This window comes from Paenarthrobacter sp. UW852 (assembly GCF_024608385.1).
Classification (GTDB): Bacteria; Actinomycetota; Actinomycetes; order Actinomycetales; family Micrococcaceae; genus Arthrobacter.
In genome coordinates this window covers 109,849-126,525 of sequence record NZ_JAMSGY010000012.1, presented here as the reverse complement: position 1 = coordinate 126,525, position 16,677 = coordinate 109,849, and the positions used below count along the sequence as shown (strand labels likewise).

The 16,677-nt window shown below is 63.3% G+C and carries 15 protein-coding genes and 1 pseudogene; 7 read left to right on the top strand and 9 right to left on the bottom strand.

Annotated features, from left to right (window positions below; genetic code table 11):
• Both NEK97_RS18345 and NEK97_RS18340 read right to left on the bottom strand, forming a co-directional pair.
• Nucleotides 1–429: pseudogene (locus NEK97_RS18345) on the bottom strand (HNH endonuclease); the annotation flags it as partial.
• A gap of 255 nt (nucleotides 430–684) precedes the next feature.
• Nucleotides 685–1,269, bottom strand: a complete 585-nt coding sequence (locus tag NEK97_RS18340) for a TetR/AcrR family transcriptional regulator (protein ID WP_257371170.1) — start codon at nucleotides 1,267–1,269, stop codon at nucleotides 685–687.
• A 180-nt stretch (nucleotides 1,270–1,449) separates the two neighbouring features.
• Here NEK97_RS18340 and NEK97_RS18335 point away from each other — a divergent pair, with 180 nt between their 5' ends.
• Genes NEK97_RS18335 through NEK97_RS18305 form a run of 7 tightly spaced genes read left to right on the top strand, consistent with a single transcriptional unit; the run spans nucleotide 1,450 to nucleotide 9,315 of the window.
• The gene (locus NEK97_RS18335) at nucleotides 1,450–3,060 is read left to right on the top strand and encodes a carboxyl transferase domain-containing protein (protein WP_257371163.1); all 1,611 of its coding nucleotides are present in this window, start codon (nucleotides 1,450–1,452) and stop codon (nucleotides 3,058–3,060) included.
• A gap of 2 nt (nucleotides 3,061–3,062) precedes the next feature.
• Nucleotides 3,063–5,231, top strand: coding sequence for a biotin carboxylase N-terminal domain-containing protein (locus NEK97_RS18330; RefSeq protein WP_257371162.1), 2,169 nt, complete (start codon nucleotides 3,063–3,065; stop codon nucleotides 5,229–5,231).
• Nucleotides 5,228–6,391 (top strand): acyl-CoA dehydrogenase family protein, encoded by a 1,164-nt coding sequence (locus tag NEK97_RS18325; protein WP_211711802.1) that lies wholly within the window; start codon nucleotides 5,228–5,230, stop codon nucleotides 6,389–6,391. The genes NEK97_RS18330 and NEK97_RS18325 overlap by 4 nt, the downstream gene beginning before the upstream one ends.
• A gap of 20 nt (nucleotides 6,392–6,411) precedes the next feature.
• The gene (locus NEK97_RS18320) at nucleotides 6,412–7,203 is read left to right on the top strand and encodes a CoA transferase subunit A (protein WP_257371161.1); all 792 of its coding nucleotides are present in this window, start codon (nucleotides 6,412–6,414) and stop codon (nucleotides 7,201–7,203) included.
• A gap of 2 nt (nucleotides 7,204–7,205) precedes the next feature.
• Nucleotides 7,206–7,958, top strand: coding sequence for a CoA transferase subunit B (locus NEK97_RS18315; RefSeq protein ID WP_257371159.1), 753 nt, complete (start codon nucleotides 7,206–7,208; stop codon nucleotides 7,956–7,958).
• A complete protein-coding gene (locus tag NEK97_RS18310; protein ID WP_257371158.1) occupies nucleotides 7,955–8,440 on the top strand; it encodes a MaoC family dehydratase in 486 nt (161 codons plus the stop codon). Before NEK97_RS18315 ends, NEK97_RS18310 begins: the two co-directional genes overlap by 4 nt.
• Before the next feature lie 47 nt (nucleotides 8,441–8,487).
• The gene (locus NEK97_RS18305) at nucleotides 8,488–9,315 is read left to right on the top strand and encodes a CoA ester lyase (RefSeq protein WP_257371157.1); all 828 of its coding nucleotides are present in this window, start codon (nucleotides 8,488–8,490) and stop codon (nucleotides 9,313–9,315) included.
• 120 nt (nucleotides 9,316–9,435) lie between these two features.
• Here the strand turns inward: NEK97_RS18305 and NEK97_RS18300 are convergent, their stop codons facing one another.
• From NEK97_RS18300 to NEK97_RS18270, 7 genes are read right to left on the bottom strand one after another with little or no spacing between them, the layout of a single operon-like run.
• Nucleotides 9,436–10,539 carry a Gfo/Idh/MocA family protein gene (locus NEK97_RS18300; RefSeq protein WP_235521777.1) on the bottom strand — a complete coding sequence of 368 codons (1,104 nt, stop codon included), beginning with the start codon at nucleotides 10,537–10,539 and terminating at the stop codon, nucleotides 9,436–9,438.
• On the bottom strand, nucleotides 10,524–11,225 hold the full coding sequence (locus NEK97_RS18295; protein WP_257371156.1) for a ThuA domain-containing protein: 702 nt from the start codon (nucleotides 11,223–11,225) through the stop codon (nucleotides 10,524–10,526). Before NEK97_RS18295 ends, NEK97_RS18300 begins: the two co-directional genes overlap by 16 nt.
• A gap of 50 nt (nucleotides 11,226–11,275) precedes the next feature.
• Nucleotides 11,276–12,280 (bottom strand): sugar phosphate isomerase/epimerase, encoded by a 1,005-nt coding sequence (locus NEK97_RS18290; RefSeq protein WP_257371155.1) that lies wholly within the window; start codon nucleotides 12,278–12,280, stop codon nucleotides 11,276–11,278.
• Nucleotides 12,281–12,290: 10 nt separating this feature from the next.
• Nucleotides 12,291–13,487, bottom strand: a complete 1,197-nt coding sequence (locus NEK97_RS18285) for a Gfo/Idh/MocA family protein (protein ID WP_257371154.1) — start codon at nucleotides 13,485–13,487, stop codon at nucleotides 12,291–12,293.
• Nucleotides 13,488–13,517: 30 nt separating this feature from the next.
• The gene (locus NEK97_RS18280) at nucleotides 13,518–14,417 is read right to left on the bottom strand and encodes a carbohydrate ABC transporter permease (RefSeq protein ID WP_235521781.1); all 900 of its coding nucleotides are present in this window, start codon (nucleotides 14,415–14,417) and stop codon (nucleotides 13,518–13,520) included.
• Nucleotides 14,417–15,334 carry a carbohydrate ABC transporter permease gene (locus tag NEK97_RS18275; protein WP_257371152.1) on the bottom strand — a complete coding sequence of 306 codons (918 nt, stop codon included), beginning with the start codon at nucleotides 15,332–15,334 and terminating at the stop codon, nucleotides 14,417–14,419. Before NEK97_RS18275 ends, NEK97_RS18280 begins: the two co-directional genes overlap by 1 nt.
• Before the next feature lie 4 nt (nucleotides 15,335–15,338).
• A complete protein-coding gene (locus NEK97_RS18270; RefSeq protein WP_257371151.1) occupies nucleotides 15,339–16,658 on the bottom strand; it encodes an ABC transporter substrate-binding protein in 1,320 nt (439 codons plus the stop codon).
• Nucleotides 16,659–16,677 lie beyond the last annotated feature (19 nt).

Sequence of the window (16,677 nt, the reverse complement as noted above, 5' to 3'; positions counted from 1 at the left end):
GCTGATCCGCAACCGGGCGCGGAGGAACTGTGCGGCGTTCCGGTACCCGTCATCCAGCAGGGCCGCGTCGCTGGTCCTGATGACCGCGTGAGCGTCGCTGGCCTCACCGGCCTGGCTGGGAACAGCCCGGTCCTGGGTGCCCGGCGAGGTCTCGGTCCATCCCGTGGACCAGCCGGGGGCGGCGGAGGACTGGGCGCCTCGAGCTTCATTCCGGGTCCGTTCCACAGCCTGGGCCGCGACCACCTGCAAATACTCCAACGACCGCGACAGCTCCTCCACCCGACCAGCAAAATCCGCAGCCGCCTGGAAACCCAGCAACCCGGCCTCGGCCATCGCGGAGCCGCGTAGCTCTTCCAAAGCCGTGGCGCCGTTCTCCAACGCTTCTGGAAGGCAGCCAAGCGGCGCGATGGTGCCTGGCCTGTCAGACATCCCTTTGCCAGGGGAGGCTGTGGCTCTTCCGGGCCGACCTTCGAGCCGCATCGTTGCAGGGACGTCATCGGGGGCAACAAGCAGCGTATCGGCGCCCGACGAACCCGGCCGCCGCTCCAATACCTGCTCATCGCTTTCCATACGAAAACCCTGTCACGCCGAGCTTCCATGGATCAGCCCCCAACTGGCCTATGTGGAAAACTATGTGCCGACGTAACCCACGCCGTGCCCAGCGGCTCGCGTGCGGGCACCTCGCTATGCGGTAAGCGCTGCAAAGGCCATCTGTTCGAGGATGGGCCGGGCTGATTTCGCGGCGATCTTCCTTCCGTGGTGGCGCACTGAATGTGGGGTGGAGTTGATCAAGCCGAAGGCCGCGTGGGCCCGCACCCGTAGGCCGGGAACATCTGCATCCTCGTGAATGCGGGCGAGGACTCCAACCCAGGTCTCAACGTAGGAGCGCTGCAACTGCCGTACTTCGGCCTGGTCGGCATCACCGAGGCTGCTGAAATCCCGGTCCTGTACACGGATGACGTCGGGGTTGCTCAGGGCAAAGTCCACTTGGAACCGGATCAATCCCTGCAGGGCTTCCGTGGGAGTTCCAGCGTCCGAGACCACTCGCAGTCCGCCGTCCAGGAGGTCCCGGCTAACGCTGAGGAGCAGTTCGCCAAGCACGGCCTGTTTGCCGGGAAAATGGCGGTACACGGCGGGTCCACTGACGCCTGCTGCTGCGCCGAGGTCCTCAAGGGACACTCGGCTGAAGCCGTTTTCCGCGAACAGCCCTGCGGCGGCGGACAGCAAAGCCAACCTGCGTAGCTCCTTTGCGTGGCTGCGTTGCGTCATGGCAGTGCGGCTACCGTCGGTGCTTGTTTCCGGGCCTACGGTCACGTTCTCCTCCTTGGCGCCCACGCCGGCAGAGCGGGCGTTGCTGTGCTGGACATCACAGTTAATAAAGACTAACCTAAATTTCAGTTACGTGGCACTAACCGAAATGGCCTGTGGCCGGGAATGGAACAGGGGTCGATGGAGACAATCGCCAGCTTGACGGGAACCGCCAGCGGCACGTTCGAGGCCAACCACGAGGCGCAGCGCGCCCTGGTTGAGGAGTTGAAGAACCGCTTGGCAACAGCGGCATTGGGCGGGCCCGCAGCGTCCCGCGAACGCCATATCAAGAGGGGCAAGCTTCTCCCCAGGGAACGCATCGACTACTTGTTGGACGAGGGAAGCCCGTTCCTGGAGATCGCGCCTTTGGCCGCAAACGGGATGTACAACGACGATTCGCCTGGAGCCGGTGTCATTGCAGGCATTGGACTCGTTCATGGCCGCCACGTCCTGGTCATTTCCAACGACGCGACGGTCAAGGGCGGGACCTACTACCCGATGACTGTGAAAAAGCATCTCCGGGCCCAGGAGATCGCGTTGGAGAACAAGCTCCCGTGTATCTACCTGGTGGATTCAGGCGGGGCGTTCCTGCCCAAGCAGGATGAGGTCTTCCCCGACAAGGAGCATTTCGGCCGGATCTTCTACAACCAGGCCCGGATGTCCGCGGCGAAGATCCCACAGATCGCTTCCGTTATGGGTTCGTGCACCGCGGGTGGGGCCTACGTCCCGGCGATGAGCGACGAGACCGTGATTGTCCGCAACCAGGGGACCATCTTCCTTGGCGGCCCGCCCTTGGTTAAGGCAGCCATCGGCGAGATCGTCACGGCGGAAGAACTGGGCGGCGGTGAGGTGCATTCCCGGATTTCCGGGGTGACGGACCACCTGGCGGAGAACGACGAGCACGCACTTGAAATCGTCCGGGACATCGTGGCGACGTTGCCGAAGCCGGCACAGCCGGCGTGGGACGTGCTCGACGTCGTCCTGCCGCCTTTGGCCGAACAGGCGGAGCTTTACGGTGTGGTTCCCACAGACGTCAACGCCCAGTACGACGTCCGCGAAGTCATTGCCCGGCTGGTGGATGGCTCCGAGTTCCATGAATTCAAGAAGAACTACGGGACCACGCTGGTCACCGGGTTCGCGCATCTACATGGGCATCCCGTGGGCATCGTCGCCAACAATGGTGTCCTGTTCAGCGAGTCCTCACTCAAGGGCGCCCACTTCATTGAACTCTGCGACCAGCGGGGAATCCCACTGATCTTCCTGCAGAACCTCTCCGGTTTCATGGTGGGCAAGGACTATGAGCAAGGTGGCATCGCCAAGAATGGCGCCAAAATGGTCACGGCGGTGGCAACGGCCCGCGTACCAAAACTGACCGTGGTTATAGGCGGTTCCTTTGGTGCCGGCAACTACTCCATGTGCGGCCGGGCGTACTCGCCGCGGTTCCTCTGGATGTGGCCCGCCGCCCGTATCTCCGTCATGGGCGGCAATCAGGCATCCAGCGTCCTGGCGACGGTCAAGAGGGACCAGTATGAGGCTGCCGGCCAGGAATGGTCCGCGGAAGACGAAGAGGCGTTCAAGGCGCCCATCAAGCAACAGTACGAAGACCAGGGGAGTCCGTACTACTCCACCGCCCGGCTATGGGATGACGGCATTATCGATCCCGCCGATACACGCCGGGTCCTGGGCCTGGCACTTGACGTCGTCTCCCGCCAACAACTGCCCGAGACCTCCTTCGGCCTCTTCAGGATGTGAACATGACCTTCCCGACGCCAACCAAAGCCCCGACCACAAGTCCAACCGCACCCCGCACCTTCAATGCCGTCTTGGTCGCCAATCGGGGCGAGATTGCCTGCCGGGTCATCCGTACGCTGAAGGAGATGGGCATCCGCTCCGTCGCCGTGTATTCGGACGCCGACAAAGATGCAAAGCACGTCACGCTCGCCGACACTGCCGTCGCCATCGGCGGCACGGCTCCCGCAGAGAGCTACCTTCGGATTGACGCCATCATCGAGGCGTGCCGTCGCAGTGGGGCCGATGCCGTCCACCCTGGTTACGGCTTCCTGTCAGAGAACGTGGAGTTCGCTAAAGCGCTGGACGCCGCGGGCATCACGTTCATCGGCCCTGGGATCGGTGCCATCGAGGTGATGGGCGACAAGATCCGCTCGAAAAACCACGTCATGGCCTACAACGTCCCGTGCGTACCCGGCATCGCCAAACCCGGACTCACGGACCAGGAACTGATTGATGCTGCTCCGGGAGTGGGGTTTCCCCTCCTGATCAAGCCGTCAGCGGGCGGTGGCGGCAAGGGTATGCACGTGGTGGAACGGCTGGAAGACATGCCCTCCACCCTCCTCACGGCCAGGCGCGTAGCTGCATCTGCCTTCGGAGACGACACGCTCTTCCTCGAACGCCTCATCCGGGCTCCCAGGCACATTGAAGTGCAGGTCCTGGCGGACAACCATGGCAACGTCATCCACCTCGGCGAGCGCGAATGCTCGCTGCAACGCCGGCATCAAAAGGTCATCGAGGAAGCCCCGTCGGCGCTTTTCGACGCACTGCCTGATGGCCAGGCACAACGGGAGCGGATCGGTGAGGCTGCGTGCCAGGCGGCGCGGAGCGTCAATTACAGCGGCGCCGGCACAGTGGAGTTCCTGGTCTCGGACGAGCACCCGGACGAGTTCTTTTTCATGGAAATGAATACCCGGCTGCAGGTGGAGCACCCCGTCACGGAGATGGTCACGGGCGTCGACCTCGTTGAATGGCAGGTGCGGATCGCCGCCGGAGAGGTGCTAACCGTCGCGCAATCCGACGTCGTGCTTAACGGCCACGCCGTAGAGGCGCGTATCTACGCCGAGGTGCCCGAGCGGAATTTCATGCCGTCGATGGGGCGTGTCGTGGCGCTGGCCGAGCAGGGTGCTGTCGATTCATCAGTGTCAGGAGTGCAGTACGGGCATGCCAACGTCCGGATCGACTCGGCCATGCGTGAGGGTTTGGAGATCACCGGCGACTACGACCCCATGCTTGCCAAAGTCATTGCGTGGGGCGAAGACCGCGCGGCGGCGCTGGCCACCCTCGATGCGGCCCTGGAGCGTTACACGCTGCTGGGTGTGGATACGAACGTCGAGTACCTGCGGCTGCTCATCAATGATTCCGAGGTCCGCGCCGGGCATTTGGATACGGGGCTGATCGAACGGAAACTCCCGTCCATGGCGTTCAGGCACGCAGGGCCGAGCGAACTGATCGCTGCCGCGCTCACGCTGTGGCTGGATCGCACCGGTCCGGCGCTCGCAGGCAACGCCTGGAAGACTCCTGACTCCTGGCGCGTCGGGGCTCCCGCCGCCTGGACGGCGACGTTGGGCGTTCCGGGAGGCGCCATGGCCACGGTGTCCATCACCGAACACGACGGTGTCCTCACGGCAAAGCTCGACGGCGGCGACCCCGTCAACGTCGCAGTGGTGGACCGCAGCGGCGACGGTATCGTCCTGGAGCTCGACGGCGGTGTCCTCACCTACGCGGTGGGCGTGGCGCCGGGCGCCGTCCCGGAGCTGTTCATAGGCAACGACGGCTGGTCTTGCCGCTTTGAGGTCCTGAACCGTGCCGAACGGCTGCGTCGGATACTCGCCGGCATCCAGCGCGAAGAGGGTGCCGCTGATCCGGAGGTGCGCTCGCCGATGCCCGGAACCGTGGTGTCCGTGTCCGTGGCTGACGGCGACACCGTGGAAGAGGGCCAAGTGCTCCTGGCCGTCGAAGCCATGAAGATGGAACACCAACTGGTGGCCTCGGTCGCCGGAACGGTGCATCTGGGCTGCAAGCCCGGGGACTTGGTCAAAGCAGACCAGGTGCTCGCCACCATTCATATAGCTGCTGGCACAGATGAGGCCGGGGCAGACCAGACCAGCACAGACAAGGAAGTCCAGCCATGAGCACCTTTGAACTCAACGAGGAATACCAGGACCTGAGCGACTCCGTCCGAGAGTTCGCCGACGAGGTGGTAGCCCCTGTCTCGGCAAAGCACGACGAAGAGCACAGCTTTCCCTATGAAGTAGTCAAGCAGATGGGGGAGATGGGGCTCTTCGGGCTGCCGTTCCCGGAAGAGTTCGGTGGCATGGGCGGAGACTACTTCGCCCTGGCGCTGGCTTTGGAGCAGCTGGGCCGAGTGGACCAATCCGTCGCCATCACCCTCGAAGCGGGTGTTTCCTTAGGGGCCATGCCCGTCTACCGCTTCGGCACGGATGCGCAAAAGGAACAGTGGCTCCCGGAGCTGGCTTCCGGGCGCTCCTTGGCTGGTTTTGGCTTGACGGAGCGCGAGGCTGGTTCTGATGCCGGGGGCACCAAGACCCACGCGCACACGGAGAACGGCGAGTGGGTCATCAACGGCAACAAGGAGTTCATCACCAACTCCGGTACGGACATCACCACTCTGGTCACGGTCACCGCCGTCACCGGCCAAAAAGAGAACGCGGACGGCAGCACCAAGAAGGAAATCTCCACCATCCTTGTGCCCACCGACACGCCAGGTTTCACCGCCGAAAAGCCGTACAACAAGGTGGGCTGGAACGCGTCCGACACGCACCCGCTCACCCTGGACAATGTCCGCGTCCCGGAAGCGAACCTGCTGGGCGAGCGCGGCCGCGGCTACGCGAACTTCCTCTCCATCCTGGACGAGGGACGCATCGCCATTGCTGCCCTCGCCACCGGCGCAGCCCAGGGTTGCGTGGACCTGTCCGTGAAATATGCCAAGGAACGCAGCGCTTTTGGGCAAAACATCGGGAAGTACCAGGCCATCCAGTTCAAGATCGCGCGGATGCAGGCCAGGGCCCACACAGCCCGCCTGGCGTATTACGACGCGGCCTCACGCATGCTGGCAGGCAAGCCGTTCAAGACCGAAGCGGCCATAGCTAAGATGGTCGCAGGCGAGGCAGCCATGGACAACGCGCGGGACGCCACCCAGGTGTTCGGCGGCTATGGCTTCATCAACGAATTCACGGTGGCACGCCATTACCGCGATTCCAAGATCCTTGAAATCGGGGAAGGCACCACCGAGGTCCAGTTGATGCTGATCGCCCGCGAGCTGGGTCTGTAACCGTACGGGAAGGATCAAGGATGATTGACAAGGTTGTTGCCAGCGCCGCTGAAGCGGTGCGGGACATCCCCGACGGCGCCTCGCTCGCCGTCGGCGGTTTTGGCCTGTGCGGTATTCCCGTGGCTTTGATCGATGCGCTCCACAGCCAAGGCACTACGGATCTGGAGACCGTCAGTAATAACTGCGGGGTGGACGACTGGGGCTTGGGAATCCTCCTCAAGGACGGCCGCATCCGACGCACCATCAGCTCATATGTTGGCGAGAACAAAGAGTTCGCCCGGCAATACCTGGCAGGGGAGTTGGAGGTAATCCTTACCCCGCAGGGCACGCTGGCTGAGAAGCTTCGCGCCGGCGGTGCCGGTATCCCGGCGTTCTTCACCAAAGCCGGTGTGGGAACCCAGGTGTCCGAAGGCGGACTTCCGCAAAAGTACGACGCCGACGGGAACGTTGCGATCGCCTCCTCGCCGAAGGAGGTGCGCACGTTCAACGACGCCGACTATGTCCTGGAGGAATCGCTGACTCCCGATTTCGGCCTTGTCCATGCATGGAAGGGCGACCGGCACGGCAACCTTGTGTTCCATGCGACGGCCATGAACTTTAATCCCCTGTGCGCGATGGCGGCCAGGACCACCATCGCCGAGGTGGAGGAACTCGTCGAACCCGGTGAACTGGATCCGGAACACATCCACACGCCGGGTATCTTCGTGCAGCGCGTGGTGGTGGCGCCGGCAACGGAGAAGCGGATCGAGAAGCGGACCGTGGCTTTGGCGGCATCAGCGGCCAACGGCACGAGCGAACAGGCAGGAGCCTAGCCATGGAATCGAACAGCCTCCAGGACATCCCGCCCCGCCCTGAAGCCGTGCGTCACGAGTACCGGCGCGCCGACGTCGAACATCACGAAGCCAAAGGCTGGACCCGCAACGAACTGGCCGCCCGCGTGGCCAAGGAACTGGTCAACGGCCAATACGTGAATCTGGGAATCGGGATGCCAACCCTGATCCCCAACTACATCCCGGACGGTGTGGAAGTCATTCTCCATTCCGAGAACGGCATCCTCGGTGTCGGTCCCTACCCGGCAGAGGACAAGGTGGACCCTGACCTCATCAACGCCGGCAAGGAGACCGTCACCACCAACGCGGGCGCGGCGTTTTTCGATTCGGCGTCGTCCTTCGGCATGATCCGCGGCGGGCATGTGGACGTTGCTGTCCTGGGCGCCATGGAGGTGGCTGCCAACGGTGACCTCGCCAACTGGATGATTCCGGGCAAGATGGTGAAGGGGATGGGCGGCGCCATGGACCTGGTGTTCGGTGCCAAGAAGGTCATCGTGATGATGGAGCACGTGGACCGGAGCGGCAGGCCGAAGATCGTCCAAAGCTGCACCCTTCCGCTGACGGGCAAAGGCTGCGTGGACCGCATCATTACGGACCTCGCGGTGATTGACGTCGTCAAGGACGAAGGCGATCCGCGTTTGGTACTGCGCGAACTGGCCCCGAACGTCAGTCTCGACGACGTCGTTGCCGCTACCGGCGCCGAGCTGTTTGAGGAAGACCAGGAGCTGACCGTATGACGCGGATCGTCGAGCAGCGTGGGCTTTATTTCGATGAGCTTGAAGAGGATGTGGTCTACACGCATAAGCCCGGGCGTACGGTCACCGAAACGGACAATGTCCTTTTCACCACCATGACCATGAACACGCAGGCACTGCATTTGGACGCCGCGTGGAGCGCAGGGCAGCCCTTCGGACAGCGGCTCATGAATTCCATGTTCACGCTGTCCACCATGGTGGGGCAGTCCGTCACGCAGCTGACGCAGGGCACCATCATTGCGCAGTTGGGGCTGACCGACGTCACCTTTCCGCACCCGCTGTACCACGGGGATACGCTGTACACGGAGACGGTGATCCTCGGAAAAAGGTTGTCGTCCTCCCGCCCCGGACAGGGCGTGGTGACCATGCAGCACACCGGCCGCAACCAGGACGGGACCGTGGTGGCATCGGCCACCCGTACCTGCCTCATGTGGACCAAGGAAGCGCACGCCGCGCAGTCCTGACCTCCGCTTGACGCCACCGCCCCCACACCCCAGCAGCGAGGTAATGCATGTCTTCTCCCTTCACCATGGGCCCGGCCCTTTTGTTCTGCCCGGCTGACCGGCCCGAGCGTTTCGGGAAGGCAGCCGACAGGTCCGATGCCGTGATCCTGGACCTGGAGGACGCGGTAGCTCCGGCCGACAAGACCGGCGCCCGCCACTGGATCGTCAGGCAGCCGGACGGGGAGCGCCTGGATCCGGCCAGAACCATCGTCCGCGTCAACCCTGTGGGCACGCCCGAGTTTGAGGCAGACCTGGAAGCCTTGGCCGCAACGCCTTACCGCACTGTGATGCTGGCCAAGGCGGAAAGCGCCGGGCAGCTCGCGGCGTTGGCGGGTTACCAGGTCATAGCGCTGTGTGAAACGGCCGCCGGAATCGTCAACGCTGCCGCGATCGCGGCGCAACCGAACGTCGTCGGCTTGATGTGGGGTGCCGAAGACCTGCTGGCCTCCCTGGGTGGCTTGTCCAGCAGGAACGACGACGGCGGGTACCGGGCTGTCGCGCTGCACTCCCGTTCCGCTGTGCTGCTTGCCGCCAAGGCTGCGGGCAAGGAAGCCATCGACTCCGTGTACGTGAACATCCCGGACCTTGATGGCCTGGGCGTGGAGTCCCGGGATGCGGTGGCCAGCGGGTTCGGTGCGAAGGCCTGCATCCACCCGAACCAGGTCGCCGTGGTCCGGGAAGCCTATGCCCCCGCACCCGAAGCAGTGGAGGCGGCCACTGAGTTGCTTGACGCAGCCGCAGCAGCCAGTACAGGGGTGTTCCAGTTCAAAGGGAAGATGATCGACGGCCCCATCCTCAAGCACGCCGAAGCGACGCTTCGCAGGGCTGGTCGCTAACGACGGGTCCGGCCCTTGTTCGCTGCACGCACCGTTAAACGGCGGGGACAGCAAACAAGGGCCGGAATCGTGGGGCGTTCCGCGTTCCCGGGGGCCGGAATAGCAGGGCGCCGCAGCGCGCTAGGCGCGGACCGCCGTCGAGAGTTCCGTCAGCTCCACCGTGGCGGGCCGTGCAGCCGTGCTGGTGATCGCTACGGCTTGCCCGCTGCGGGCAGATTCCAGCACCGATTCCATGACCTCCAGGGCGTGGAAGGCCAACTGTCCACCGGCACGCGGTTCCTGTCCCGCCGGCGTGGCCGCAAGGTCGGCGATGCCAAAGCCGCGTCCCGAGTCCACATAGCCCGCAGACACCGGGAGCGTCTCCCAAGCCTCGGCGCCGAGTGCGAAAAGCTCCACGTCGCCGTCGAAGTAGTTGGGGTCGGGCACCACCAAGGAACCTTTTTCGCCGTGGATTTCGATGTTGGGGCTCTTGGTTTTGACCGCGTCGAAGCTCATGAAGAGCGTCGACAAGGCCCCGGAGGCGTGGACCAGGACACCCGTGACGTGCGAGTCAATGGCAACCGGCACTTTTTGGCCTTCGCGCGGACCCGATCCGATGGTCCGTTCGTCACGCGTATGACTGGCTGCGCCTACCACCGAAACCACAGGTCCGAGCAGGGTGACCAGTGCAGAGACGTAGTACGGGCCCATGTCCAGGAGGGGCCCACCACCGGGCTGGTAGTAGAAGTCGGGGTTCGGATGCCACCGCTCGTGCCCCGGAGTAGCCATGGTGGCCGTGGCGGAGATGGGCGCGCCGATCAGGCCGTCGTCGATCGCCTTGCGGGCAGTCTGGATGCCAGTGCCCAACACGGTGTCCGGTGCGCAACCAACCACCACCCCTGCAGCGGCTGCCGCGTCGAGTACTTCCCGGGCCTCCGTGGTGGTGGCTGCCAACGGCTTTTCGCCGTAGACGGACTTGCCGGCGGCGATGGCCTTCAACGCAATGTCGGCGTGTGCAGCGGGAATGGTCAGGTTGAGGACGAGTTCAACGTCATTGGCGGCCAGGAGCTCGTCCACAGTGAGGGCCCTGACGCCGTCGTAGGAGTCTGCCACGGCCTGCGCCCGGGCGGGATCGAGGTCGGCAACGGCTACCAGATTGATGGTGTCGAGCCGGCGGAAGTTGCTCAGGTACTGCGCGATGATGGCGCCGCAGCCAATGATTCCGACGTTTAGCGGCTTGCCCACAGCATGCCCCTTTCGATAATGGTGCGGACGTTGCTGTCCTGGAGGATTTCCACGCGGTGGCCGGGGGTGCAGACAAAGATCCTGCCCTTGCCCCATTGACGGGTCCAGATTGCCGGCGAAGTTACTTCACGGTTCCACGGATCCCACTCCCGCACTTTCTGGGTGGTGGTAGCAAGGACGTCGATGTAGTCGTCGGACAGGACCCAGTACTGCTCCGTGACGAGATCGAAATCCCCGATGCCCTTGGTGATGGGGTGTTCGGCGGCCGCTGGAAGCATGTTCACCGTGTAGGGGACGTAGTTGTCGGACTGTTCGCCCGACAGCTCGTCAGGATGCTTACCGGGGTGGCAGGCAAACTGGCCGCCGATCAGGTGCAGGTAATCCGAGTTGTTGCGGTAGGAATCGGCGATGCCTCCGTGCCAGCCCGCGAGTCCCGTGCCGTTCTCGACGGCCGTGCGGAGCCCCTCGAACTCATCCTTCTCAATGGTGGTCATGGTCATGCACTGGACGATCAGGTCGACGCCCGCCATGTAGTCGGGATCAGCATAGATCTTGGGGGATTCCTCCACCCGGACGTCGTAGCCGTTCTCCCGCAGGTAGGGAATGAACAGCTCTGTGGCTTCCACCGGCTGGTGTCCGTCCCAGCCGCCGCGAACCACCAGCGCTGTCTTGTTGTTGCTTGTCATGGTTTCCTTCGATTTCGGGGCGTTGTGTCGTTGAGTCGGGTGTGGTGCTGTCAGCGCGTAGCAAACGCAGCGTCGAAAGCTGCCTCCGGGGGCCGTATGGCGGCCAGCCGACGAACCATGTCCAGCGCCTGGGGAGCGCCGATCAGCCGGTCCATTCCGGCGTCCTCCCATTCGATGCTGGTGGGTCCTTCGTAGCCAATGGCATTGAGCGTCCGGAAGATCGGCTCCCAGTTAATGTCCCCGTGCCCGGCAGTGACGAAGTCCCATCCGCGCCGTGGATCAGCCCACGGCAGGTGGGATCCAAGGCGCCCGTTGCGCCCGTTGAGTTGCCGGACGGATTCCTTGACATGGGCATGGAAGATCTTGTCCGCAAAGTCCTGGAGGAACATCACGGGGTCCAGGTCCTGCCACATAAAGTGGGAGGGATCGAAGTTCAGTCCAAATCCTTCCCTGTGTCCGATCGCGTCGAGTGCGCGCTTCGCAGTCCAGTAGTCATAGGCAATTTCGGAAGGGTGGACTTCCAACGCGAAACGGACGCCAACCTCATCGAACACATCCATGATGGGATTCCAGCGGTCGGCGAAGTCCTGGTAGCCGCGCTCAATCATGGCCTCAGAGGCCGGGGGAAACATCGCCACGCATTTCCAGATGGACGAGCCCGTGAACCCCGTGACCGTTTTGACCCCCAGCCTTGCCGCGGCGCGTGCTGTGGTCTTCATGGTTTCGGCCGCACGTTGCCGCACGCCTTCCGCCTCGCCGTCGCCCCAAACCGCCGGCGCAAGGATGTCCCTGTGCCGCTCGTCGATGGGGTCGTCGCACACTGCTTGTCCGGCCAGGTGGTTGGCGATGGCGTGCACGGTGAGGTGGTGCTTATCCAGGACGTCCAGTTTTGCCTGCAGGTAGGCATCATCCTCGACAATGCGCTGTGGATCCAGATGGTCGCCCCAACAAGCGATCTCCAAACCGTCAAAGCCCCACTCTCCAGCCAGCCTCGCCACGTCCTCGAAAGGCAGGTCGGCCCACTGTCCGGTGAAGAGGGTGATGGGTCGGTTCATCATGTTCCTTTCAGACGTTCTGCCAGCGGCTTGAGTTGTCCGCGCTCGCCTCGACTGCGGCAAGCACCTTTTGTACCTGCAAAGCATCAGCGAACGACGGCGACGGCTGCTCGCCCGCGCCGATGGCCGTCACGAGGTCCACTACCTGGTGTGTAAACCCGTGCTCGTAACCCAGACCGTGGCCGGTTGGCCACCAGTTGGCGGTGTAGGGATGGGAGGGCTCGGTGACCATGATCTTCCGGAAACCCGCATCGGGTTCCAGGGCAGCATCGTAGAAGTGCAGGGAGTTCATGTCCTCGAAATCGAAGGCCACCGAACCCTTGGTGCCGTTGAGCTCCAGGCGCATTGCGTTCTTGCGTCCCAAAGCGAACCGGGTGGCCTCGAAGATGCCGATAGGGCCGGCGGCAGCACCGCCGTCGTGCTTTGACTCGAAACGGGCGGTGAACAGCGCTGCGTCGTCCACGGTGACCGGACCACGCGGGCTGTCGGAACCGCCACGGCCGCCAAGACCCACGAAGTCTCCGCCCACGGGCCGTTCTTTCACGAACGTTTCCAGGAGCGCAGAGACGCCGGTGACATTCAGGCCGGTGATCCACTGGGCGGCGTCGATGCTGTGCGCACCGATGTCCCCCAGCGAACCGGACCCCGACTTTGACTTGTCCAGCCGCCAGGTCAACGGCGCGTCCGCGTCGCTGAGCCAATCCTGCAGATACTGCGCTCGCACATGCCGGATGTCGCCCAGGCGCCCGTCATCCACCATCCGCTTTGCCAGGGCCAGTGCAGGGGTCCGGCGGTAGCTGAAGCCGCACATGGACAGCACGCCCCGCTCGGCTGCGGCCTGGGCCACGGCGGTCATCTTCTCGGCCTCTTCCACGGTGTTGGCAAGGGGCTTTTCGCAGAGGACGTGCTTGCCGGCCTCAAGGGCGGCGATGGCGATCTCGGCGTGGGTGTTGCCCGGTGTGCAGATATCGATGAGGTCGATGTCGTCCCGTTCGATCAGCCGGCGCCAATCGGTCTCCACGCTGTTCCAACCGTATTTGTGGGCGGCTACGCGGACGCCGTCGGCATTCCTGCCGGCCACTGCCGTGAGTTCAGGGACCAGGGGCAAGTCGAAGAACCGCGGTGCCGTACGCCAGGCGTGGGAGTGCGCTGCACCCATGAATGCATAGCCGACCATGCCCACCCGCAGTGGTTTCGTTTCAGTCATGACGGGATCCTTTCTGCTGGCAGACGCCAGTCACTTGCTGAAGCCTGCGGTCAGGCCGCTGAGCAGTTGGCGGCGTGCCACCACATAGACCACAAGCAACGGCAGGGTAGCGAGGACGACGGATGCGAGTACCGCAGGAATGTTGACGCTGAACTCGCCCTGGAACGTCCACAGCGACAGGGGCAGGACCCGGGTATCAGGGCTCTGCGTGAGGATCAGCGGAAACAGGAATCCATTCCATACGTTGAGCGCGTTGTAAATCCCGACGGTGATGACGGCGGGCTTGGTCATCGGCAAAGCGAGCCGCCACAGCATGGCCCAGTCAGAGCAGCCATCCAGGCGCATCGACTCGAACAACTCGTTGGGTACGTCCCGCAGGAAGTTGGAAAGGATCAGCACGGAGATCGGAATCGCGAAGGCAATGGACGGCAGGATCAAGGCCAACAAAGTGTCGTACATGTGGGCTTTGGTGATCATCCAATAGATGGGGATGATCGTGGCGTGAAGCGGGATGGCCAGGCCCAGCAGGAAGATGTTGTTGGTCAGGCCGAGGAATTTACCCCTGCCCCGGACGATTGCGTACGCCGCCATGAAGGAAACCAACAGAGCCGGAATAACACTGCCCAGCGTGACGATCAGGCTGTTGGCGAAGTACTTGGCGAAGTCGTTTTCCAGTACCAGTTTGTAATTGTCCAGGGTCGGTTCGGAGGGCGGCAGCATCGGGTTGGACGTAAAGAAGCCTGCTTGGTTCTTCAAGCTGGTGATGACCACGTAGTAGACCGGCACAATGATCACGGCCAGCCAGGCCCAGCCGCCCAGTCCGCCCAGGATGTTGGGCCGCGACCTGCCGGTCTGTGGAGTCCGACGGCGGGTAGCGGCCGGCTTCGGCGGTGCTGCCGGTGACGTGGGGAGCTGTGTGGTGGAAGCCATTACGCACCTTCCAATTGGCTGGCATTGCGGTTCTTGCCGCCGAGTCGTTGGAGGAACAGCGCCAACGCCAGGCCGATGACCACGAGGATCACTCCCAGGGCGCTCGCCGCTCCCATGTCATTGGCTTTGAAGCCGGTGAGGTACATGTGCAGCGGAAGCAACCGGGTGGAATAGCCCGGGCCGCCGGCAGTGAGGACGAAGACCAGGTCGAAGTAAGCCAGGGAACCAACCACCATCAGGGTGGACGAGGTGATGATCGTGTACTTCAACTGGGGGAGGGTGATGTTGAAGAACTGCTGGACCCTCCCGGCACCATCGATCTGCGCCGCTTCGTACAGCGACGTGGGTATCTGCCTGACGCCGCCTTGGTAGATCAGGGTGTGGAACGGCACGAATTGCCAGGCGATCACGAAGACCACCACGAACAGCACCAGGTCCGAGTTGCCCAGCCAGTCCTGGGCCAGGAACGGCAGGCCCAAGCCAGGGCCCAGGCCGAAGTTCGGATCCAGGAGCGCTTTGAAGGCGATGGCGACAGCCGCGGAGGAAAGGAGGAGCGGCACAAAGTAGAGCACTGCCAACGCGGCGCGGTACTTCTGGCTGGCAGCGGTGAAGACGCCCAGCAGGAGGCTGATGGGGGCCTGGACGACGAACGAGAAGAACATGATCTTGGCCGTCACCAGCAGGGCATTTCCGGTAACAGGGTCGGTCAGGACTGTTTGCCAGCTGGAGAGTCCGTCGAGCTTGATTTCGCCAAGCCCGTCCCAGCGGGTGAAGCTCAGGAAAAGGACGCCCAGGAGGGGAAGAATCGCGAACAGCGTGAAGAAAGCGAGGGCCGGGACTGCCAGCCACCCCGACGGACCCTTTTCGAGGGTCCGCCGGGAGGTCTGCTCCCGGGTAGCAGCAGTAGTGGTTGACACCGGATTACTTCCCGATCGTCGCGTTCATGGCTGAGGCGAACTGCTCGGGCGTGATCTTTTTCAGGAAAATCTGGTCAAGGTTCGCCAGCATCGCATCGCCCTGCGCCGGGCTGAGTGCCTGGTCCCAGGACAGCGTGAAATCAGGGGCGTCCTTGGCCATGCCGTAGACGTACGTCAGGAAGTCCTTGTCCGGCGACGCAGCAAGCTTGTCTTCGATGCCCGTGACCACAGGAACGGCGCCGGAGTCGATCAGGGCCTTGACGTTGTCGTCATTGAACATTCCGTCCTTGACGTAGCTCAGCGCTGTCTTCTTTTGTTCCTCGGTTGCCTTTGAGGAAACCGACCAGAAGTTGGAAGGGTTTCCCACGACGTTTGCCGGGTTTCCCTTACCGCCGTCGATGGTGGGGAAGGGGGTGTAACCGAGCTTGCCGCTCTTGACGAAATCGGCGGCGTCTTTCTTCATGCCCTGGTAGATCCAGCTGCCCTGCAGGATCATGGCTGCCTTGCCGGTGTAAAGAAGGGCCTGGTCGGCGTTGCTGTCAGCTGCAATGGAGGAGAAGCCGTTGATGAAGCCACCGGCATCCACCAGTTCCTGGATCCTGGTCAACGCTTCAATGACGGCATGGTCGGACCATGCATCAGGCTTGTTGGCTGCGATCTTGGCGAAGACTTCGGGTCCACCGATACGGTCCACGAGGTATTCGAGCCACATGAGGTCCGGCCATTTCGACTGCCCGCCCAGCGAGAACGGAGCTACGCCCGCGGCTTTGAACTTGGGCACCAGGGCCATGAGTTCATCCCAGGTCTTGGGCGCTTCGGCGCCGATCTTGTCGAAGACTTCCTTGTTGTAATAGAGGACCACCGGCTGCACTTTGTTGTTGGGCAGCGCGTAGGTCTTGCCATCGATGACGCCACTTTCCAGGATCGACGGGAGATAGCGGCTCTGGACGTCGGGGTTCTCTTTGAGGAATCCTGTCAGGTCATCCACCTGGCCGGCGTCGACGTAGGACTTAAGGACACCGCCTCCCCAGCCATACACCAGTGTGGGGCCCTGTCCCGCGCCTACGGCCGTACGGACCTTGGTCTTGTAGGCATCGTTGGCGAAGAAGTCGAGCTTGATGGAGGAATCGGGGTGCGCCTTGTTCCAGGAGTCCACGGAGGCCTGGAAGACCGGTTGGTCACCGCCCGTCAGGCCCCACATGGTGGCAGAACCCGCGGAAGCTCCCGTTCCGGCGGGGCCTGAGGAGCCGCAGGCTGCGAGCGAGATCGACAAGACGGCTGCCGAGACCGCCATTCCGGCGGTGCGCAACTTCAGATTATTCATGTGCTGTTTCCATTCGTCC